The 21,221-nt window shown below is 49.9% G+C and carries 21 protein-coding genes; 8 read left to right on the forward strand and 13 right to left on the reverse strand.

Translation table 11 applies throughout. The features are described 5' to 3' along the window. Nucleotides 1-87: 87 nt before the first annotated feature. Nucleotides 88-1,605 carry a methyl-accepting chemotaxis protein gene (locus ACSR9A_RS11965; RefSeq protein WP_473757449.1) on the forward strand — a complete coding sequence of 506 codons (1,518 nt, stop codon included), beginning with the start codon at nt 88-90 and terminating at the stop codon, nt 1,603-1,605. On the opposite strand, the gene ACSR9A_RS11970 is transcribed toward ACSR9A_RS11965, so the two are convergent. Next, the gene (locus tag ACSR9A_RS11970; RefSeq protein ID WP_341278075.1) at nt 1,583-2,473 is read right to left on the reverse strand and encodes a LysR family transcriptional regulator; all 891 of its coding nucleotides are present in this window, start codon (nt 2,471-2,473) and stop codon (nt 1,583-1,585) included. The genes ACSR9A_RS11965 and ACSR9A_RS11970 overlap by 23 nt on opposite strands. A gap of 121 nt (nt 2,474-2,594) precedes the next feature. On the opposite strand from ACSR9A_RS11970, the gene ACSR9A_RS11975 reads away from it, so the two are divergent. Next, the gene (locus ACSR9A_RS11975) at nt 2,595-3,692 is read left to right on the forward strand and encodes a branched-chain amino acid aminotransferase (RefSeq protein ID WP_341278076.1); all 1,098 of its coding nucleotides are present in this window, start codon (nt 2,595-2,597) and stop codon (nt 3,690-3,692) included. A 166-nt stretch (nt 3,693-3,858) separates the two neighbouring features. Here the strand turns inward: ACSR9A_RS11975 and pdaA are convergent, their stop codons facing one another. The 4 genes from pdaA to ACSR9A_RS11995 form a co-directional block, all read right to left on the reverse strand. Further along, on the reverse strand, nt 3,859-4,644 hold the full coding sequence (pdaA, locus tag ACSR9A_RS11980) for a delta-lactam-biosynthetic de-N-acetylase (protein ID WP_473757990.1): 786 nt from the start codon (nt 4,642-4,644) through the stop codon (nt 3,859-3,861). Between the two features lie 83 nt (nt 4,645-4,727). Then, nucleotides 4,728-5,633 (reverse strand): sigma-70 family RNA polymerase sigma factor, encoded by a 906-nt coding sequence (locus ACSR9A_RS11985; RefSeq protein WP_473757450.1) that lies wholly within the window; start codon nt 5,631-5,633, stop codon nt 4,728-4,730. A gap of 65 nt (nt 5,634-5,698) precedes the next feature. Beyond that, entirely contained in the window at nt 5,699-6,145 is a 447-nt protein-coding gene (locus ACSR9A_RS11990; protein WP_473757451.1) for a carboxymuconolactone decarboxylase family protein, read from the reverse strand. A gap of 256 nt (nt 6,146-6,401) precedes the next feature. Further along, a complete protein-coding gene (locus ACSR9A_RS11995) occupies nt 6,402-6,590 on the reverse strand; it encodes a hypothetical protein (RefSeq protein ID WP_341278079.1) in 189 nt (62 codons plus the stop codon). Between the two features lie 134 nt (nt 6,591-6,724). Here ACSR9A_RS11995 and ACSR9A_RS12000 point away from each other — a divergent pair, with 134 nt between their 5' ends. Next, nucleotides 6,725-7,051 carry a helix-turn-helix domain-containing protein gene (locus ACSR9A_RS12000; protein ID WP_473757452.1) on the forward strand — a complete coding sequence of 109 codons (327 nt, stop codon included), beginning with the start codon at nt 6,725-6,727 and terminating at the stop codon, nt 7,049-7,051. 32 nt (nt 7,052-7,083) lie between these two features. Here the strand turns inward: ACSR9A_RS12000 and ACSR9A_RS12005 are convergent, their stop codons facing one another. Beyond that, nucleotides 7,084-7,659 (reverse strand): phosphatase PAP2 family protein, encoded by a 576-nt coding sequence (locus ACSR9A_RS12005; RefSeq protein WP_473757453.1) that lies wholly within the window; start codon nt 7,657-7,659, stop codon nt 7,084-7,086. A 148-nt stretch (nt 7,660-7,807) separates the two neighbouring features. Between ACSR9A_RS12005 and ACSR9A_RS12010 the strand changes: the two genes are divergently transcribed. From ACSR9A_RS12010 to ACSR9A_RS12020, 3 genes are read left to right on the forward strand one after another with little or no spacing between them, the layout of a single operon-like run. After that, entirely contained in the window at nt 7,808-8,674 is an 867-nt protein-coding gene (locus ACSR9A_RS12010) for a class I SAM-dependent methyltransferase (protein ID WP_341278082.1), read from the forward strand. Beyond that, on the forward strand, nt 8,674-9,441 hold the full coding sequence (locus ACSR9A_RS12015) for an RluA family pseudouridine synthase (RefSeq protein WP_473757454.1): 768 nt from the start codon (nt 8,674-8,676) through the stop codon (nt 9,439-9,441). Before ACSR9A_RS12010 ends, ACSR9A_RS12015 begins: the two co-directional genes overlap by 1 nt. Beyond that, on the forward strand, nt 9,425-10,753 hold the full coding sequence (locus ACSR9A_RS12020; protein WP_473757455.1) for a CapA family protein: 1,329 nt from the start codon (nt 9,425-9,427) through the stop codon (nt 10,751-10,753). Before ACSR9A_RS12015 ends, ACSR9A_RS12020 begins: the two co-directional genes overlap by 17 nt. A gap of 150 nt (nt 10,754-10,903) precedes the next feature. On the opposite strand, the gene ACSR9A_RS12025 is transcribed toward ACSR9A_RS12020, so the two are convergent. Beyond that, entirely contained in the window at nt 10,904-11,308 is a 405-nt protein-coding gene (locus ACSR9A_RS12025; protein ID WP_341278085.1) for a MarR family winged helix-turn-helix transcriptional regulator, read from the reverse strand. A gap of 196 nt (nt 11,309-11,504) precedes the next feature. Here ACSR9A_RS12025 and ACSR9A_RS12030 point away from each other — a divergent pair, with 196 nt between their 5' ends. Next, nucleotides 11,505-11,672, forward strand: a complete 168-nt coding sequence (locus ACSR9A_RS12030; protein ID WP_172455590.1) for a hypothetical protein — start codon at nt 11,505-11,507, stop codon at nt 11,670-11,672. Here the strand turns inward: ACSR9A_RS12030 and gyrA are convergent. From gyrA to ACSR9A_RS12055, 5 genes are read right to left on the reverse strand one after another with little or no spacing between them, the layout of a single operon-like run. Beyond that, entirely contained in the window at nt 11,663-14,116 is a 2,454-nt protein-coding gene (gene gyrA / locus ACSR9A_RS12035) for a DNA gyrase subunit A (protein WP_473757456.1), read from the reverse strand. The two genes, ACSR9A_RS12030 and gyrA, sit on opposite strands and share 10 nt — an antisense overlap. A 12-nt stretch (nt 14,117-14,128) precedes the next feature. Next, nucleotides 14,129-16,099 carry a DNA topoisomerase IV subunit B gene (parE, locus tag ACSR9A_RS12040; protein ID WP_473757457.1) on the reverse strand — a complete coding sequence of 657 codons (1,971 nt, stop codon included), beginning with the start codon at nt 16,097-16,099 and terminating at the stop codon, nt 14,129-14,131. 56 nt (nt 16,100-16,155) lie between these two features. Next, nucleotides 16,156-17,142, reverse strand: a complete 987-nt coding sequence (locus ACSR9A_RS12045) for an ABC transporter permease (protein WP_473757458.1) — start codon at nt 17,140-17,142, stop codon at nt 16,156-16,158. Then, nucleotides 17,135-18,094 carry an ABC transporter ATP-binding protein gene (locus ACSR9A_RS12050; protein WP_341278089.1) on the reverse strand — a complete coding sequence of 320 codons (960 nt, stop codon included), beginning with the start codon at nt 18,092-18,094 and terminating at the stop codon, nt 17,135-17,137. The genes ACSR9A_RS12045 and ACSR9A_RS12050 overlap by 8 nt, the downstream gene beginning before the upstream one ends. A gap of 14 nt (nt 18,095-18,108) precedes the next feature. Further along, nucleotides 18,109-18,921 carry a GDSL-type esterase/lipase family protein gene (locus tag ACSR9A_RS12055; protein WP_473757459.1) on the reverse strand — a complete coding sequence of 271 codons (813 nt, stop codon included), beginning with the start codon at nt 18,919-18,921 and terminating at the stop codon, nt 18,109-18,111. A gap of 143 nt (nt 18,922-19,064) precedes the next feature. Here ACSR9A_RS12055 and ACSR9A_RS12060 point away from each other — a divergent pair, with 143 nt between their 5' ends. After that, nucleotides 19,065-19,793 (forward strand): TylF/MycF family methyltransferase, encoded by a 729-nt coding sequence (locus ACSR9A_RS12060; protein ID WP_473757460.1) that lies wholly within the window; start codon nt 19,065-19,067, stop codon nt 19,791-19,793. Between the two features lie 106 nt (nt 19,794-19,899). Here ACSR9A_RS12060 and purT read toward each other — a convergent pair whose 3' ends face one another. Next, nucleotides 19,900-21,081, reverse strand: coding sequence for a formate-dependent phosphoribosylglycinamide formyltransferase (gene purT, locus ACSR9A_RS12065; RefSeq protein WP_473757461.1), 1,182 nt, complete (start codon nt 21,079-21,081; stop codon nt 19,900-19,902). Between the last annotated feature and the right edge of the window lie 140 nt (nt 21,082-21,221).

A 21,221-nucleotide genomic window follows, 5' to 3' on the forward strand; every position in this document is an offset into this window, starting at 1 on the left:
TTGTACAATAACATTAACTGACAACAACAGTTATTATTCGACAAGAACATGCCAAAAATCATTCTATAAATATCAGGAGGAACTGTGGTGAACGACTTTAAATCTGAATTCAATCAGCTGCTAACCTTTACGCTTCGCAAAAAAATCATGGCCGGATTTTCAATCATTCTCGTCTTAATTATCGGTTTGTCAGGCCTCTCCTATTTTGAGCTAAATCTCAAGGATAAGGATTATGCTGCACTGAAGCAAAGCATCGTCAATACAGAGAGACAACAGCTTCTGGCCGATGCGGCCGCAGCAGCGACAAATGCTGGAGCATCCGATAAAGTCAGCGCATGGCTTGACTATGAGCAGCAACAGCTGAATACCCTTCTTCAGGACGACAGTTCAGAAAAAAACGCTAGCGTTGCCGAATTGCTTTTTCCGCTTCTTACGTGTCTCATTATATTGCTTGGCTTAATTGTTGCACGAGCCATCAGCCATTACATAGCAGAGCCTGTTGTTCGCATATCGCGAAACATTGAACAAATTGCTGACGGAAACTTACTCGTTTCTGAGCTAACCCTGAAGCAAAATGACGAAATTGGTGAAACCGCCCGGGCAATCAACCGAATGAAGCAATATTTATTGCAGCTCATCGGACAAATCAATCAAGGAGCAGAGCAAGTAGCTACCTCTTCCCTGCTTTTACATGACGGCTCGGAGAAAAATACAGTGGCCGCGAAACAGCTAACGGCTCATATCATTACGATATCCGGGCAAGTCCAGCAGCAGCATGAGGGTATGCTGGGTGCACGTCATAAAGCCGAAAGCAACTTCGAACGGGCTGAAATGATGAAGCAGTCCGCGGATATTAGCCTGAATGCGTCTGCCCTAGTCGTTCAAGAGGTAAATTATGGCGGCTCAGTTATTGAACAAACCGTTATTCAAATGGAGAAGATAAAACATTCGACGGAAGAGACATTCGCGATCATTCATCAGCTCTCGGCAAGGTCGCAGGAGATCGGCGCCATTGCCGATGTCATTACGGCGATTGCCAGCCAGACGCATCTGCTCGCTTTGAATGCCTCAATAGAAGCGGCCCATGCGGGCGAGCAAGGCAAAGGTTTTGCAATCGTTGCAAGCGAAGTGCGCAAGCTCGCAGAGGAAGCACGCGTCTCCGCAGAACAAATTTTCGAGCTCATCGCCAATATTCAAAAGGATACGAATACCGCCTCCCATTCGATTGGCGTAGGTATTGAAGAAACGGAAGCGGGCATGAAGGTGGTCCAGCAGGCCGGCCAGTCGTTCCGTAATATCGATACCTCCGTACAAGAAGCTTCACTTCATATTGGAGAAATTACAGCGGCTGTCAGCCATTTTGGCGATGACTCGCGCACGATGGCTGATTTGTCGGAACGCCTAGCTACGATGTCGCAAAGCATTGCCGAGGACATTCGCAACATTTCCTCCTTCTCGGAGGAGCAAATGGCGACCGTTCAGCAAATGAGCGCTTCGTCAGAAGCGTTAACATCGCTCTCTACTGAGCTGCGGGAGGAAACGCGCAAATTCAAAATAACGCCGGAAGAGCCCGAAGCGGCGGCTATTGCTGAAACATTTGAATAAAATGACGGGCGGCATTGGAAAGATAACGATTCCTGAGCCAAACGATACCGACATCTGATTGAAAATCCGTGTCCGTGATGGCCAGCATGCGAATCGTTGGCAGCGGGAAAGAGGCCATGACCGATTTGGGAAAGACGGTAACGCCGATCCCAGCTGCCACAAGTGCCATTATAATGGCGACGCTGGAGCATTCGCAGATGATTTTCGGCTCAAAGCCATGAGCGCGGCATTCAATCATCACCTTCTCATGCATCGCCGTTGTCCGCTCCGTCTTGAGGGCAAGAAACGGCAAATCCTTAAGCTCGCTCATCTGCATCGATTGCTTGTGTGGATCTGTGCTCCACTTTGAGGGCAGTACGGCTACAAACGGATCGGATGGCAGCGGCAAAATCGAATAAGGCAGTGAATCAGACGCCGATTCAAACGGGAGTCTGGCAACGACAAGCTCAATGCTGCGCTTCTCCAGCTGGCTGCCCAGCAAATAATGATCGCCTTCCCAAATTTTAAACGTCACCTCGGGATGCTTGTCCCGAAACCGCTCAATGACAGGCGGCAGCAGCGAAATGCAGGAAACGACCGAGCCAATAGGCAGCACGCCCTGAATGCCCGCATCGAGCTCTCGCACCTCCTGCATCGTTTCATTAAATTGGTTGACTAAGCTTTCTGCCTTATCGCGCAGCAGCTCTCCCGCGTGGGTCAGCACAAGGCTTTTTCCATTGCGGTCAAATAAAGTGACGTTCAGCTCCTGCTCCATTTGCTTTAATTGGCGACTAAGCGGAGGCTGCTCCATATTCAGCAGCTTGGCGGCGCGCGTAATCTGCCCCTCCTTGGCGATCGCCAGAAAGTATTTGAGCTGACGTATATCCATATGCACTCTCCTATACCTAAAAAGTATGATGATCCGACAAAACAGATATTATCAATATACTTGGTTAAGTGGTACGATTCAACTACACGACTATCACGAATATAAGTGGGAGGATTCTAAAATGAGCCAACCGATTGCCATTGAATTAGCTGCTACCAAAAAAACAAAGCCCCAAGCCGATCAACTAGGGTTTGGAAAATATTATACCGACCATATGTTCATTATGGACTATGAAGCATCGAAAGGCTGGCATAGCCCAAGAATCGTTCCTTACCAGCCGATTACGCTCGACCCTGCTTCCAAGGTGTTCCACTACGGACAAACGGTGTTCGAAGGTTTGAAAGCGTATCGCACAGATAAAGGCAGCATACTGCTGTTCCGTCCGGAAGAAAACTTTAAACGGCTTAACCGCTCTAACGAACGTCTGAGCATTCCGCATCTTGACGAGGAAATTGCGCTGGAAGCTTTGAAGCAACTCATTGCTGTTGATCAGGACTGGATTCCTGATGAGGATAAAACATCCCTATACGTTCGTCCGTTCATTATTGCGAATGAATCATCACTTGGTGTAGCCCCTTCGCAAAACTACATGTTTATGATTATCCTTTCGCCAGTCGGCTCGTATTACGCGGAAGGCATTCATCCGGTGAAAATTTTTGTGGAATCCGAGTATGTACGTGCGGTTAAAGGCGGCGTCGGCAATGCCAAGACAGCCGGCAACTATGCCGCAGGACTGAAAGCTCAGGAAGAAGCGGCAGCTAAAGGCTGTACGCAAGTGTTGTGGCTGGACGGTGTTGAGCGTAAATACGTAGAGGAAGTTGGCAGCATGAATGTCTTTTTCAGCATCAATGGCACAATTGTAACTCCGGCGCTGAATGGCAGCATTCTCGACGGCATTACGCGCAAATCGATTATTGAGCTGCTTAAATCGTGGAACATTCCCGTTGAGGAGCGCAAGCTATCCATTGACGAGCTTGTCGAGGCTTATCATAACGATACGCTGGAGGAAGCTTTCGGAACGGGTACGGCAGCGGTTATTTCTCCAATTGGAGAGCTGCATTACCTCGATGAGCAGCTGCTGCTGCGCGGCGGAGAGACAGGTCCTTTGTCACGCAAGCTGTATGAGACGTTAACAGGCATCCAAACGGGCGTCATTGCCGACCCATTTGGCTGGACCGTTGAACTTCCAAGTGCCCAATATACCGCTGGAACAAAATAACACATAACGGCGCTCTTCCTGCGTACAGCATGCCCAGTATACACATAAAACCAACCCCGTGCTCTAGTTAGGGCAGCACGGGGTTGGTTTTTATCTATGCATATCTTCCATTTTTACTCATCGTATTCGGCTGCAACCATTCGACTTGCAAAGCAGCCTGTAGATATCAATAGCTGCGATTGGTCAGCTGATCCAAGCTTTTGAACGTATAGCCTTGCGCCCTAGCACCGTCTATAATCGCTCCTAAGGCCCCAGCATTGTCGGAGGAAACCGAATGCAGCAATATAACGGCTCCCGGATGAAGCTGGCGCATCACTTGATCCTGGGCATATGCTGCGCCCCTCTGGCTGTTAATGTCCCAATCCTTATAGGCAACCGACCAGAATACGCTTGTATATCCAGCCTGCTTGCTGACAGCAAGCACCTGATTGCTGAAAATGCCTCTTGGCGGACGCAAATACGCCATTTGCTGTTGGCCCGTCAGCAGAGCCGACTGCTCCTCCACCTTTTGGAGCTCGGTCTGAATTTGTCCTGAGCTTAGCTGTGTCATATCCGGGTGGCTCCAGGAATGGTTGCCAACGATATGCCCTTCCGACGCCATTCGCTTGACTAGCTCCGGCTGATCTTTAATGAAATGACCCGTTACAAAAAAAGCGGCAGGAACACCCTTGGCCTTAAGCGTATCCAGTACCTTGGCCGTATAGCCATTTTCATAGCCATTATCGAAGGTCAGATAGAGCTCCTTTTGCTTCGTATCGCCGAGGAAAATCGCCCCATTTTGCTGGACGATGCCTTTAAAGCCCTCCTCATTAATCGAAGGCAGCTGTCCTCCTGCGCTTTTCTTAAACCCGAAATGATAAACCCCCGGCTGTGCAAACGCGCTGCCCATGCCAAGGCAGCCTAGCCATACAGCCAAACACAGGCTTAGCAGCCGGAGTGTCATACGCTTCATCATGCTGTTCCCCCTCATTCATTTGCTGCTTGCTCAGCTTTATGTTCTGCATCCAGCAAGCAAATTATGAGTAGAACCTCACATTAAATAAGCGATAGCTTATCCGGATTATACATCGTATAAATACGCTTGATACGGCTGCCGGCCTCCGTATGAACCCATTCCAGACATATAACCGCCTGTACAGCCTTTTCACGGCGAAAGACGAGCGCTGGCTGCCCGTTTATGATGGAGACAGATAGGCTCGCAGCGTGCAGACTGTGCGTAGACATTCTCCGCAACAGTATGACAGCGCGGCGTGCGCTAATAACGGGCCGTCTCACTGCAGTAACTTTGCCCCCGCCGTCGGTGATAAGCACAGCATCTTGACGCATCAACGCAAGCAGCTTCCCAATATCGGCCTGTTCAAATGCCGCAACAAATGGCTCCAATGCAGCTGCGTCCACCGTTAGCTCTCTTTCTTCAGCATGCGATTGTGGAAGCTGGCGGTACAGGTCAAGCGCCTGCTTGGCACGACTTAAAATTTTGCGACAGTTTGCCTCTGACTTGCCTACCAGCTCAGCAAGCTCATCGTAGCCATATCCATAGCCTTCACGCAGCACAAATACAGCACGCTCTAATGGGGCTAAATGCTCCAGCATGACGAGCATTGCATAGCTGATCGTTTCCCTGCGCGCAAGCTGCTCCAAAGGCTCATCGCCATAATCGCCGCTCCATGGCTCCGGGAGCCATTCGCCGACATAAGCTTCTCGCTTGTGGCGGGCAGATTGCAGCACATTCATACAGCGATTGACCGTCATTTTGCACAAATAGGCTTTGACATTGCTCAGCGGATAAGGCTCCGCCGACTGAAGCGTCACAAAAACATCCTGGACGACATCGTCCGCCTCCTGCCGTGATCCAAGCAGCTTGTATGCAAGCGAGCTAAGCAGCGACTTATAATCCGCATACCACTCTGCTACTTTCCACAACACCTGAGTATCCGCCATCTCGCGTCCAAAACTTCCTTTCCCTCAACAAAATAACCAAATTTATAAATGCCTATAATGTCCCTTTAGTCAAAGCAGCCAGGGAACATGCTGGTTGAAATGGCAATTCGATTCCAGCTGTTGATCGTAATAATCGCTAAAATTAATGCGGTATATTCCGCTTCATCATAATAGTCTCTCACCCGATTGTACAGCTCATCCGGCACTCCCGCTTCCGAAACCTGAGTCACATGCTCGGTCAATTCCAAAACGGCACATTCCTTCTCCGTATAAATTGGCGCTTCTCGCCATACGCTTAGCAGCATAATGCGCTGCATGCTTTCGCCCTTGTTCATAAGATCCTCACTATGCATATCCAGACAAAAAGCACAGCCATTGATTTGCGACGCCCTCAGCTTAATGAGCTCATAGGTGATAGGATCAATGCCGGAGCTTGATGCTGCTTTCTCCAATTCCATCAACGCTTTAAATACAGCCGGGTTCGCCGTGCGATAGTTTACTCTTAATTTCATTATAAATTCCTCCTAGTAGGTTGGTGTTTTTCGGTTCTCATAAGATAAGACAAAGAAGCCTCCTCTTTTGTGACAAACAAAAGCAAAAAAAACCGAACTTTACGCGTAAAGCGTAAAATCCGGCTTTTTGTTAGCAGCATTGCCACCCTAACTTGTACGTACATAAAAAAAGATTGAATCCCATATCTCACTCAAGTTGTACGGATGACTCAATCTCATTATTATGCCACTCCGAAAAGGTACCTCTCCCGACAAGCTATTGCTTCTCTAATCGGTACGTATGACCGCAGAAGGAGCATTTGAACAATATGCCTGTCTCGCCCACGACCCAGCTGATGCGATCATCGTCCTCCGCTTCCAAATATTCGCGTCCCTGATCATCTCGATCTCCGGTTGCGAACAGTCCGGTTTGATTGCCGCAAACACATTCAAAGGTTAGTACCACTGTTTATTCACCCTCCCTAAATACAGATATTTCCTGCTAATTTCGCCAAAACTATTGACAATGATACATTTTGTATCATAAATTAATAGTTAAGCTTGTATTATTATTTCAGCCTTTTTGAAGGAGCCACTAAAATGACGATGGGAGACCGATTGAAGGAACTCCGCTTACAAAAAAATCTTTCGCAAGAAGCCGTTGCCCGTGCGATCGGAATCACCCGATCAGCCTACAGTCATTACGAAATTAACAATCGCCAGCCTGTATATGAAACGCTGATTAAGCTCGCCTTCTTTTTTCATGTAACGACGGATTATATTATTGAAGGTGAAACCCGCCAGCAAGAGGCTGGGCTAGCCAGGGAAGAAACGCAAGAGCTGCTGCGGCTGCTGAATCATATGGATGAAGACAAGCGAAAAGCGTCCATTGACAAGATGCTTAGTGTCCTACGCGAGTCTGAATAAATCTTAGCCATCGTAATGCCCTGCTGCCTTCGTTAGCGGCGAGCCGTCAGAACGGCCATCATCAGTGCGAGGATAGCAAAGCTGGCTGCATAACCGCCAATAATGTCCGTTGCGTAATGGACGTTGAAATAAAGCCTTGAGGCGCCCATTAATAGAATAAGCAATCCGGCGAGTACATAGCTGATCCGCTTCGTCGTTTGACTGAACCAGGCATCCCTTCCAATCCATATAGCAGCCAACCCATAAAGCGAAAGCGCCATCATGGCATTCCCGCTCGGGAAGCTTGTGCTAGCTGCCTCTATTCCCCAAGCCTCCTCTGGCCGACCCCGGTCAAACGCCATTTTGGCCAAAGTATTCGTTATGTATACAAGTCCAGTACCAACTATAATCGGTGCTGCTTTCAGCCAGCCGCTGCGCCAGCCGAACCATAGAAAAAGCGCAAAAGTCGCTGCGATAATAAATAGCGAAGATCCCATATAAGACAGCACTCTAAAAAAAGCTGTCCAGCCTTCTCCCCGCATTTGCTGAGCGAATGCGGCTATTTCTTTGTCCAGCTGTGACAGCTCCAGGCGCACAGCCTGCTGTGCAGTTAATGCAAATATAAGCACGCCTGCAGCAAGTCCAGCGATCCATCCCCAAAATCCCTTTCGAATAAATATCCTCTCCTAATTGCTTCAACTTGTTTGCTTCGCTATAATTAGCGTTGACCATAATATTATAATACAAATTTTGAAATTGGGAAGGAATACTAAAATCATGTACGTATCAGATAAATGGAGAGATTACGAGGTAATAGATACAGGAAATGGAGATAAGCTTGAGCGCTGGGGCTCCTATATTCTTCGCAGGCCAGACCCGCAAATTATTTGGCCCATAACGAAGGAAGACGGCTTGTGGCAAAAAACAGACGGCCACTATCATCGCAGCTCCTCGGGCGGCGGCGAATGGCAGTTCAATTCCCAGCTGCCTGAGCGCTGGACGATTTCCTACGGAGAGCTGTCCTTTCATATTAAGCCGACAAGCTTCAAGCATACGGGGCTATTTCCTGAGCAAGCGGTGAACTGGAGCTGGATGATGGACAAAATCCGCACAGCGGACCGTCCGATTCGCGTACTGAACCTTTTTGCTTATTCCGGTGGAGCTACTGTTGCCGCAGCAGCAGCCGGCGCAGAGGTTGTTCATGTCGATGCTTCCAAGGGCATGGTGCAGTGGGCAAAAGAAAACGCCCAGCTGTCCGGGCTGTCCGACAAGCCAATCCGTTTCATTACCGATGATGTATTCAAATTTGTGCAACGCGAGCAGCGTCGTGGCCGTCAATATGACGCTATTATTATGGACCCGCCATCCTATGGACGCGGCCCGAATGGCGAGACATGGAAGCTGGAAGAGAACCTGTTCCCATTCCTTGAGTTCTGCACGACGATTTTATCCGATAATCCATTGTTTATGCTGATTAATTCGTACACGACGGGACTATCTCCATCCGTGCTTCATAATCTGCTCCATATGACGATGGCGAAACGCTTCGGCGGGGCCATTCATTGCGGCGAAATTGGCCTGCCTATTACCGCATCCGGGCTTAACCTGCCTTGTGGCATATTGGGCCGCTGGGAGTCTGTCTAATGGCAGGCTCCTCTGGGGGCAGCATTGGCGAAATTCCAGTGCTGTTTGAGGACAATCATATTTTGGCAGTTGTAAAGCAGCCGGGCATTCCCTCCCAAGAGGATCACACCGGTACGCCGGATATGCTGACACTGCTGAAACGCGATTTAAAAAAACGCCACGATAAGCCGGGAAATGTATTTCTCGGCCTTATTCACCGGCTTGATCAGCCTGTAGGCGGCGCAATGCTGTTCGCCAAAACCTCCAAAGCGGCCTCACGGCTCTCCGAAGCTGTCCGCAGCCGAAATTTTGGCAAAACCTATGTGTGCGTCGTACATGGCAAGCCTCATGCGGCAAGCGGCAAGCTTCGCCACTTTATTCGCAAGGATGCGAAGCTGAATCAGGTGACCGTATTCAAGCAGGAAGCGCCTGAAGCGAAGGAAGCTGTGCTGGAATATACCGTTATATCCAGTTCAGACCGTTATTCTTTGGTAGCTGTCATGCTGCATACGGGGCGGCCTCATCAAATTCGCGCGCAAATGGCCTTTATCGGCTGTCCGCTGGTGGCCGACCGCAAATATGGAGCGCCGCAAACGGGCGGCGTTGCCGATATCGCACTTTGGTCTACTTCCGTTTCGGTTTCCCATCCCATAACGAAGGAACACGTCTGCTTCCGCTCCATCCCTTATGGCTCGAAAGCTTGGGGCTGGTGGCCGCAAGCCGAGCTGGAAGCCGCAGCAGACGTCTACTTGGCTGAAGGAGATTCCGCATATGCGCCGAAGGACTAAAATTCATCTTGCCGTCAATTTGCTCCTGCTGCTGCTGGCAGCAGCAGGACTCCTTATTGTTTTTTTCCCGACGCTAGCAAGCTCATTACCATTTACCGCTAGCTTTACCGCTAACAGCGGCGATTCCACGCTGCCAATGACGTCGGAATCAGGCGCCAGCGCACAACCGACAACAGCTCCTAGTGCAACGACCTCCCCTGTGCCTTCATCTGACCCATCACCAGTGCCGACAACAACGCAGGAAGCAGCCTCTCCCCCATCCAGCCCTTCTAATAGCTATCAGGAAGCGCTATGGGTCGCAGTTGGCGATATTATGATGCACTCCCCGGAGCTGCCAGGGGCCTATAATAAAAAAACGAAAAGCTATAACTTTGACCCTTTCTTTCAAGATGTTGAGCCGATATTGAAGGAAGGCGACTGGGTTTTGGCGAATTTAGAAACGCCTGTTGCCGGATCAGCGTTCGAATATACCGGTTACCCGACGTTTAATGCGCCCGTTGCCCTGCTTGATGCGCTGCAAAACGCCGGCTTCAACATACTGACCAATGCGAACAATCATGTGCTCGACAAAGGCGAGAAAGGGCTGCTGCTGACGCTTGCGCATATGAAGGAGAAAGGATTTATAATAAAAGGCTCCGCCGCCACACAAAAGGAAGCGGATACAAATATTATCGTCGAAAAAAACGGGATTCGCATGGGGCTGCTCGCATACACATATGGTACGAACGGCATTGCTATTCCTAAAGGAAAACCCTACATGGTTCCGCTAATTGACGAGCAAAAAATGATTGGTGACATTAAGAAGCTGAAGAAAGCAGGAGCTGATTTTGTTACGGTGGCGCTACATTTTGGAACGGAGTATCAGACGAAGCCAAATGAGGAGCAGAAGACGCTTGCCCGCAAGCTGATTGCGGAAGGAGCCGACATTATTGCAGGTTCGCATACGCATGTTATTCAGCCCTATGAGGTGCTGGAGGCAACGGATGACAACGGGCGCGAGCGCCAAGGACTTATTATATATTCGATGGGCAATTTTATTTCCAACCAGCGTGGAGACACGAAGGATTATGGCGTTATTTATCAAGTGCTTATCCGCAAAAATAACGGGGACGGCAGCATCCAGCTTGCCGATATTGAAGCGATTCCGACTTGGGTCTACCGCTACAAACCGGATCATAATTATCGCTATCGCATACTGCCTGTCGAGCAAACGCTGGCGGAGCAGTCAAGCAAGCTGCTCACACCGGATCTATATGCTTCTCTGAAAAAAAATCTCAGCCTGCTGCGTACAAGGCTCGAATCAATGTCTTAGAAGCTTCTTAGAGCATGCGAGGCAGCAGATCGATGGGTGAGCATTAACGGGCGTTGCTGTCCTTAGACGGCAACGCCCGTTTCATGCACAGAATATAGCGCAGGCGTCTTGCCTTGCTCGCCTGTTCACCTGCCTTCTGCAATGGCCAAACTATCGATTCGCTACCTTGCCTAATAAGTAAACAAGCAGCTGCTGATTATGGGAGGAAATCCGATCCAGCGCTTCGGAAATGAGCTTTGTTCGTACTTCCTTGCCACGCTGTGCCTCTGATTTCCCTTTGCCGGAAACGGATATCCATACAATTCGTCTATCGGCTGTATCTCTTGTACGTACAATTAGTTCATTGCGCTCCATACGATCGAGCAAAGTAGTAATCGCTGCCGGTGTCGTGGCCAAATGCTGCAATAGATCAGATGGCTTCATCGGTTGGTTCTGCAGCAATAAATCCAGCACATTCAGCTGACCTTCAGTGAGCGGCGCCAGCCCCTCTTCCAGACCTGTCCTCCATTCTCTGCTTAGCTTCGTCCACAATCGAGTAAATTCATCAGAAACCATTCATGCACCCGCTTCCTGTCCAATTTCTCTTTAATTCCAATTATACCATCCGAGATTGTCGAATAAAAGGTTAACCCAATTAATAATTTCCCTCACAAACTGCGATATACCCGAACGTTTTGACAAGAGTAGACATACAATGAATCTGGGCGCTTTCCCTATTTCGCCATCCTCACCTCATAAGGAGTGAACCTCTATGGACAACGAGAAAGCCGAAATTATTCGCAAAATTAAAGCTTACGGCATTATAAAAAACCCACAATGGCTCGATCGCCCGGATGAGCTCGTACCATTGTGGGTTATGTTGGATGCGATGATCCAGTTAATTGAACGCTTTGATCCGCCTAATCGCCCTTATGATTGAATGACTTCAGACGGGCGGACAATGACCGCTGTTATGGCATCATTTTTTTCGATCGGAACGATAGTCCGCCCTATCGATCTGCGATCATCAATCGCCGATTTCTCCGTCGTAATCGGCAGCTTAGCCCCGGATGAGGTTAGCGCAATCAGATCAATCGCTTCCTTGCAATAAACAGCATAAACGAGTGCTGAGCCATTCGGCTTCACGCGCTTGCCTTCTTTAAATTCAAACGTCTGAACGCCTTTGCCGCCTCTGCCCTGAACAGGGTAATCCAGCAGCAGCGAGCGCTTGGCATATCCAAGGTCAGAGATGACGAATAATTCTCCCTCATCCTCGGAAACCCAATCTGCCGCAATCAGTTCGTCATCTTCCTTCAGCTGCATGCCGCGCACGCCTCCAGCGACACGTCCCATAGGGTTTACTTCGCTTTCGGAGAACCGGATGCTCCAGCCTTGCTTGCTGACGAGCATCAGCTGCTTCGTACCGTCGCTCGGCATAATTTTAATGACCTCATCGCCTTCGGCTACTTTGCAGGCTGCAATCGCGGTCGAGCGCGTTGACATGTAATCCTTCAGCTCGGTCCGCTTCACCTGTCCACGTTTGGTAACAAAGACAAGCGAAGCGCCTGGAACATTAAAATCCTTCACGGGGATGACGCTGATAATCGCATCATCCTTCGGAATCGGTACGATATTGACGACCGCGGTCCCTGTATCCTTCCACTTGAACTCAGGAATTTGATGGACGGGCAGCGTATAATATTGTCCCTTTTTCGTGAAGAGCAGCAAATTATCAATGGTGTTGACAGCGTACAAGCCGCGGACGATATCGCCTTCCTTCACGCCCGCATTGCCAACCTCACCGCCAGAGCGTGTAAACGACAGCATGCTTGTCCGCTTCATGTAGCCTTCATTGCTAAGTGTAACGAGCACTTCCTCAGGTGTAACCATTACCTCAAGGTTTACCTTAAGCTCTTCTACTTCTCCCTGAATATCCGAACGGCGGTTAATGCCGAATTTCGCATGAATTTCCATCATCTCATCACGAATGACACCGATCAGCTTCTTATCGCTGTTCAGAATACTGCGCAAATAAGCGATGCGCTTCATTACTTCCTTATGCTCTTTCTCCAGCGACGTAATTTCCAAATTCGTCAGACGATAGAGCTGCAACGTTAAAATCGCATCCGCTTGGCGCTCGCTGAACGCAAACTTCTGCACGAGATTTTGCTGTGCGTCGGCACGGTTTTTGGAGGCTTTAATCGCTGCGATCACTTCGTCAAGCAAATTCAGTGCCTTCACAAGGCCTTCCAGCACATGGGCACGATCTTCCGCTTTTTCTAGATCATATTGCGTACGGAATGTTACAACTTCCTTTTGATGCGCAATATAGGCATCCAGCATTTGGCGTATGCCGAGCTGCTGTGGCGTTTTATTAACGATGGCTACCATATTAAAGCTGTAGGCAACCTGCAAATCCGTCTTTTTAAGCAAATAAGCCAAAATGCCGTTTGCATCCGTATCCTTCTTCAGCTCGATAACGATCCGCAGTCCATTGCGTCCGCTCTCATCGCGAACCTCAGCGATACCTTCGACCTTTTTCTCCAGACGAATGTTTTCCATGGCCGTCACGAGGCGGGATTTGACAACCTGATAAGGAATTTCGGTGATTACAATTTGCTGGCGTCCGCCACGCATGTCCTCAATCGCTGTCTTGGCGCGCAAATAAATGCGGCCTTTGCCGGTCGCATAAGCATCGCGTATGCCTTCCTCACCCATTATCAGTCCGCCCGTTGGAAAATCAGGCCCTTTAATAATTTGCATCAGCTCTTCGAGCGTCGTCTCTGGGCTGTTCATAACCGCGATACAGCCATCAATGACCTCACGCAAGTTATGGGGTGGTATTTCAGTCGCAAAGCCGGCAGAGATGCCGCTGGTCCCATTTACGAGCAAATTGGGATAGCGAGACGGCAGCACAACCGGCTCTTTCGTCGTATTATCAAAGTTATCCTTGAACATGACCGTACGCTTATCAATATCTCTCAGCAGTTCAATTGCCAGCGGAGATAAACGAGCTTCCGTATAACGCATGGCCGCAGCGGGATCATCATCCATCGAGCCCCAGTTGCCGTGACCGTCAACGAGTATATGTCCCATTTTCCAAGGCTGTGCCATCCGCACCATGCCTTCATAAATAGACGAGTCTCCGTGAGGATGATAGTTGCCCATTACATCGCCGACCGTTTTCGCAGACTTGCGATATGGCTTGTCCGGCGTATTGCCGGAATCGTACATTGCGTACAAAATACGCCGCTGTACCGGCTTCAAGCCATCGCGCACATCGGGAATGGCGCGGTCCTGAATAATATATTTAGAGTAGCGGCCGAAACGATCGCCCACGATTTCTTCAAGAAAAGCTGGAAGAAACTGTTCCAAAATGCTCATGCTGCTTGCCTCCTATTCCTGATATTCCGCAAAATCAACATTTTCCAAAATCCAGCGCTTGCGTGGATCAACCTTGTCGCCCATCAGCGCAGACACACGGCGCTCCGCCTTCGCAGCATCCTCGATCTGCACCTGCAGCATCGTCCGTGTTTCCGGATTCATCGTCGTTTCCCACAGCTGGTCCGGATTCATCTCGCCAAGTCCTTTATAGCGCTGAAGCTCAAAGTTTTTGCCGAATTCCTTTAAATAATTTTGCAGCTGCTCATCCGTCCATGCATAACGCACCGTTTCCAGCTTGCCGGATTTCCGCGTCAGCTTGTAAAGCGGCGGCTGAGCAATATATACGCGTCCGCTGTCAATGAGCGGCTTCATATAACGATAGAAGAACGTCAGAAGCAGCACCTGGATATGGGCACCATCCGTATCGGCATCCGTCATAATAATAATTTTGTGATAGTTGCATTCCTCGGAATCAAATTCCGGGCCTACGCCTGCACCAATCGCGGCGATAATCATTTTATACTCGTCGTTTTTCAAAATATCATGCAGCTTGGCTTTCTCCGGATTCATCGGCTTGCCCTTGAGCGGCAAAATCGCCTGATGCTTCGAATCACGGCCTTGCTTGGCCGAGCCGCCCGCCGAATCGCCTTCGACGATAAACAGCTCATTGCGCGTAACATCCTTCGATTGTGCCGGCGTCAGCTTGCCGCCAAGATTGGAGCTTTCGCTCTTCTTCTTGCCGCTGCGCATATCTTCCCGCGCCTTGCGCGCCGCTTCCCGCGCCCTGGAAGCCTGAACGGCCTTCTTGAGCAGCAGCTGCGCAACCTGCGGATTTTCTTCGAGAAACACTTGCATTTTCTCCGTCACAATCGCATCGACGACGCCGCGTGCAGATGCGCTGCCGAGCTGGTCCTTCGTCTGGCCGACGAACTCTACCTCAGACATCTTAATGTTGATGACCGCCATCATGCCTTCGCGCAGATCATTGCCTTCCAGATTTTTGTCCTTCTCCTTCAGCATCGCGGTTTTGCGGGCATAATCGTTCATGACGCGCGTATAGGCAGTTTTGAAGCCCGTTTCATGCGTACCGCCGCCGCGTGTAGGAATGGCATTAACGAAGGAAGCCAGTGTTTCCGTATAGCCATCATTGTACTGAAGCGCCACTTCAACCTCGATATCCTCACGTTCGCCAGTAAAATGAATGACGTCATGCAGCACCGACTTGTCCTCATTGAGAAACTCGACGAACTGGCGCGCTCCGCCTTCATAGTGGAATACATCAAGCTTGCCGCTGCGATCATCCTTGATCGTCACTTTCAGCCCCGAATTGAGAAAAGCGATTTCCTGAAGCCGTTCCGCCAAAGTATCGTAATTTAGCGTAGTTCCCGTCTGAAACACGCGTCCATCCGGCTTAAACGTAACCTTCGTTCCCGTACGCGATGTCGTTCCCGTCACTTCGAGTCCCGTTGTCGGCTCGCCGACATGCTCCTTGCCATCCGCATCTACCCAATATTCGAACCGAAGCTTATGTATTTTTCCATCACGGAAAATTTCCACTTCCAGCCATTCGGATAGCGCATTTGTTACCGAAGCGCCGACGCCGTGCAGGCCGCCTGATTTTTTATATCCCCCGCCGCCGAACTTCCCACCAGCGTGAAGGATCGTAAATACAACTTGCGGCGTTGGAATGCCGCTTTTATGCATCCCTGTCGGAATGCCTCGTCCATTGTCATAGACCGTAATGGAGCCGTTTTTGTGCAAAGTTACCTCAATGGCGGAACAAAACTTTGCCAAATGCTCGTCGACAGCATTGTCGACGATTTCCCAAACGAGATGATGCAGCCCTGAGCTGCTCGTAGAGCCTATATACATTCCCGGACGTTTCCGTACGGCTGTCAAGCCTTCAAGAATCTGTATATCATCGGCCTCATAATTCCGATCCGCGGCCGGTGCTTGTGTAAAAACATCTGTATGCTCTGCCATATGCGCCCCCCTTATCTGCAGCACTTGTTACATCGTTACCGTATCTTCAAGCTATTTTAATTCAAGATGTCCTGTTTAGTAAAGACGCTGAACGAGACAATAAGCCCCGCAATCGCCCAAATCGCAAGCACGATAAGGGAAAAAGAAAATGACATGCCCTCAATCGGCGGCGGTGATCCTTCCAAATATGTCGGTAAATTGAGGTTCACGGCGAATAAATATTTGGCATTCTCCCATGAGGAGGACATGCTCGAAAGGATCGTTCCTGCAATAACGGAAGCCATCATAATGACCATGCTTGCCGCCGTGCTTCTAACAAGGACCGATACCATCAAGGAAAGAATCGCTACGGTCATGGCGGACAGCCATACGAGTCCCGTCTGCATGAGCATATACAGCCACTGGGGAACAACGTGCACAAAGCTTGTGTCGACCTCGCTGCCATTGATTGTAAAACCGGTAAATATCGGCAAGCCCCAGCCTCCATAGCCGAAAAACATGCCCGATATCAAATAACAAAGCAGCACCATCACCCCGACAAGCAGCGATACATAAAGCGTAAGCGCCGCAAGCTTGCTAAGCAGCACCTTCCATCTGCGAACCGGCTTGGTGAGCAGCATTTTGATCGTTCCGGTGCCGCGTTCTCCGGATACGAGATCAGAGGCAATGGTCAAGACCAGCAGCGGAATAAACAGCCCTACCGCATTATTCATGAATTCCCGCGTGAACGTCACGCCGTTCGGGCTGCTCGGATTGACATCATGGTCCAAATAATATTGGAGCTGCTGCACGGCTATACGCTGCTGCTTTTTCCACTCCTCAGGAATCCGATTGCTCGACAGCCTGTTTTGCATATCCGTAATTTGCTGCAGCACCTCATTGCGCCAGTCGGCAAATTTGTCTTTATTGTTCTGGGCTACGGTTAACTGAGCATACGTGAACATTGGAATAATAACAAGGAGTACGAGGATAATGACGAGAAACCTTCTTTTTTTCCACATCTTCAAGGTTTCATTCTCGGTAAGAAGCAGTAGTTTATGCAAGGCTTTTCCCCTCCGTCATGTTCAAAAACAATTCTTCCAGTGTAGGAGCGGCTTTGTGCACCCCTTCTACGCTAATGCCTGCTGCCACCAGTCGGCTCACGGTACCTGCAATATCCTCCAGCGGCATCGTTGTGACGACTGCCCCCGGCATGCTCGCAAGCACGCTTTCATCGATACGGTGCTCCTCTTCCGAGACGATTGCTGCCTTGCCGCCTTGCAGCAGCAAAGCAATACCCTGCTCCCGAGGCTCCAGCTGCCATAATACATACGTTCCTGCCTGCTGCACCAGCTCGTCCACCGAGCCTACGGCAAGCACCCTGCCTTTGTCAATAATGGCCACTCTATCGCACATCAGTTGAATTTCACTGAGCAAATGACTTGAAATAAACAGGCTGATGCCTTCTCCAGCAAGCATTCGCACAAAAGCCCTCAGCTCCTTGATGCCCAGAGGATCAAGCCCATTCGTCGGTTCATCAAGTATAAGCAGCTTCGGACGTCCGAGCAACGCTTGGGCAATGCCTAAACGCTGCTTCATGCCGAGCGAATACGTTTTGACCTTTTCATGAATACGCTCTGTCAGACTGACGATTTCGACAACCTCGCTAATTCTCGCCTCATCCACATCATCAAGCATATTGGCAAAATACTGCAAATTGTCCCAGCCCGTCATAAATCCATACATTTCAGGGTTTTCCACAATGCTCCCGATATGGCGAAGCGCCTGCTCCGGCTGTTTTTGCACATCATGCCCGCAAATCCGTATTTGCCCAGAGGTCGGCTTAATCAGATCGACCAGCATGCGGATCGTCGTCGTTTTGCCAGAGCCATTGGGTCCAAGGAACCCAAAAATTTCACCCGCCCGCACCTCAAAGCTGACATCGTGAATAATTTGCTTGCCGCGAATTTTTTTGCTTAGATTTGTCACTTGCAGCACTAAATTTGACTGTTCCATAGCGACTCCTTCTGCTACAACGCCTGCACGAACCGCTGCGCAATTTGTTTGTAACCTTCATGATTCGGGTGAAAATGGTCTGAGGACAAGTAGCTGCCAATACGTTCCTCAAATAAATCAAACGTCGGTACCATCGTCATATTCGAATATCCATGCAGCATTTCATAAGCTCTTTCATTCCACTTCTGTACCTGCAAGCTGCCATCCCGCAGCTCTTCTACATCAAAAAACGGATTATAGAGGCCCATATAAATGACGCGGGCGTCCGGATTAATTCGGTGCAGCTCCGACAGGACATCATCCAGCCGCTTCAAGCCCTCCTCAAGCCCTTTCTCTACCTGCTCGAGCGACATGCTTTGTTCAGCAGTTGCAGAAGTATTGGAATCCCCAGCACCCTGCAGCGATTGAAACAGGTCATTTCCGCCAATCGTCAGCAAAATGACATTGGCCTGCTGAAGCGCATAAGCGATGCCCTTATCCGTCTTTAAATTTTCTGCAAGCTGGTCGGCTCTCAGGCCGCTAATGCCCAAATTGTTGACGAGCTCCGCCTGCTTGTCCGGATCAGCAGCCAAGCTGTCTACGACCTGCTTGACATAACCCTCGCCTGTAGAATCACCAACACCCTTGGTCAGAGAATCGCCAATCGCTACAATGCGAAGCTGATTTTTCTCAGGCGTCTGGCCTGGCAGCGCCGTACCCTGCGGTTGTGCCGAAACAGAGGGAAACAACTGATCCTTAATCGAATAACCAATGCCTACAAGCATTAATATCGTGATTAACAGGGAGCAGCTGCCAATTATAATGCCTAATCTTTTTGATGAACGCATCGCTTGTCTCACTCCTTTTTCTCAATCATTTACAAATGATGGGCGATGTATAAGTTTTTCGCGCCAGTGGTCGTATACACAAGCCATTTTCAAACTTGATTCATATTCATACGTTAACCATAAAAAAGAAAAGGACTGTGATTATGAGCAATAATACACCAAAAGAGATGTATTTGGAAATGTTGAAAAAAGCAATATTATTTGAAATTTGGCTGGAGCATGAGCCTGGCGCTACGAAGGAAAATCGCTTTCAAGGCCTCGATTGGCCACTCATCGCACATAGTATGATCGGGCGTATCCGCATGAATCATCTGCATCAGCTTATGAATGCTGTCATTAGCAACAATATCGAGGGTGATTTCATTGAAACAGGCGTATGGCGCGGCGGAACATGTATTTTTATGCGCGGCTTTCTAAAAGTACATGGCATAACGAACCGGAAAGTCATCGTCGCCGATTCCTTTGAAGGACTGCCAAAGCCGGAGGCCCGCTGTCCGATCGACGAAACCTCGAAATTTCACGAACAGGACTTTTTGCGCGTTTCCCTGCCTGAGGTCATCAGCAATTTTCAAAAATACGATTTGTATGACGATGGCATTATTTTTCTTAAAGGCTGGTTCAAGGATACGCTGCCGGCGGCGCCAACGAATAAAATAGCAATAGCACGCCTCGATGGCGACATGTATTCCTCGACGATGGATGCGCTGACCCATCTGTATCCCAAAGTAACCATCGGCGGCTTTATCGTTATTGACGATTATTCCATTGGCTATTGCTCCGCAGCTGTAACCGATTTCCGCAACGCCTATCATATTACTGATCCGCTCGTCACGATAGATTCAACAGGTGTGTATTGGAAAAAAACAAAATAGGTAAGGTGAAACGGCTATCGCCGTCCTTTGGCGGCAAAGCTTATATTTCGGGAAAGAAGGGCTGCTGCGCCCATACGATAACTGGACGCGGCAGCCCTTCTGCAGCTTATTCTCCGTATGTGATGTGCAGCAGCTCCGCCGCTTGCCGCGCCGTTTCCCGTGCTTGCTCCACATCTGCAGCCGTGCTGAGCGCAACAGCCATCCGGCGCCCAACCTTCGTCTCCGGCTTGCCAAATACACGCACCTGCGTATGCGGCAGCGCCAGCGCTTCCTTCACACCGCCAATACGGAACTCGCTGCTTTCGCGATCCGCTTTGAGCGTGTGTGAAGCACCTGGCGACAGCAACCTGATCGTTGGAATCGGAAAGCCCAATACAGCGCGAACATGCAGCGCAAACTCAGACAAATCCTGCGTCACCATCGTAACCATGCCCGTATCATGCGGACGTGGAGAAACCTCGCTAAACAGCACACCACCCTGCGTAAGGAACAATTCGACGCCATAGAGGCCGTAGCCGCCCAGCTCTTCGGTCACTTTGCGGGCAATTTCCTCCGCCTGCTCGATTTGCTCGGTACTCATCGCATGCGGCTGCCATGATTCGATGTAATCGCCATCCTTCTGCACATGGCCAATAGGCGCACAGAAGCTTGTGCCTGATACAGAGCGAATCGTAAGCAGCGTGATTTCCGATTCAAACGTAATAAAGCCTTCAACGATAATCCGCTGCTTCTTTGCGCGACCGCCTTCCATGGCGTAGCTCCAGCAGGCTTCAATTTCCGCTTCGCTGCGGCAGACGCTTTGCCCTTTGCCAGATGAGCTCATGATCGGCTTAATGACACATGGGAAACCTAGCGCTGCTGCCGCTTCACGCAGCTCCTCCAGCGTATCGGCAAAACGGTAGGCGGCCGTCGGCAGGCCAAGCTGCTCGGCAGCGAGGCGGCGAATGCCTTCCCGGTCCATCGTCAGCCACGCAGCGCGGGCCGTTGGAATGACGCGGAAGCCCTCCTGTTCAAGCTCCAGCAGCGTTTCGGTTGCAATCGCTTCAATTTCCGGCACGATATAGTCTGGGCGCTCCTCTTCAATGATTCGTCTAAGTGCTGCTCCATCCAGCATATCAGCCACATAAGAGCGATGAGCAACCTGCATCGCCGGCGCGTTCTCATAGCGATCCACAGCAATCGTCTCAACGCCGAGCCGCTGCGCTTCGAGCGCCACCTCCTTGCCAAGCTCTCCTGATCCCAGCAGCATAAGCTTGCGCGAAGCTCCAGACAATGGTGATCCATACATAATAAAAAGAACCTCCTGGAAGCAAACCGGATAATTGTCGGCGGCTGCCCCTTCAGGGCAGCGATTCCGATTCCGAATTGTTTTTTCTTCCATTGTGGAGGTTCCTGCAGTAAAAATCAAGACCTTGACCGCTTCGATTC

It is taken from the genome of Paenibacillus sp. R-74696 (assembly GCF_055814915.1).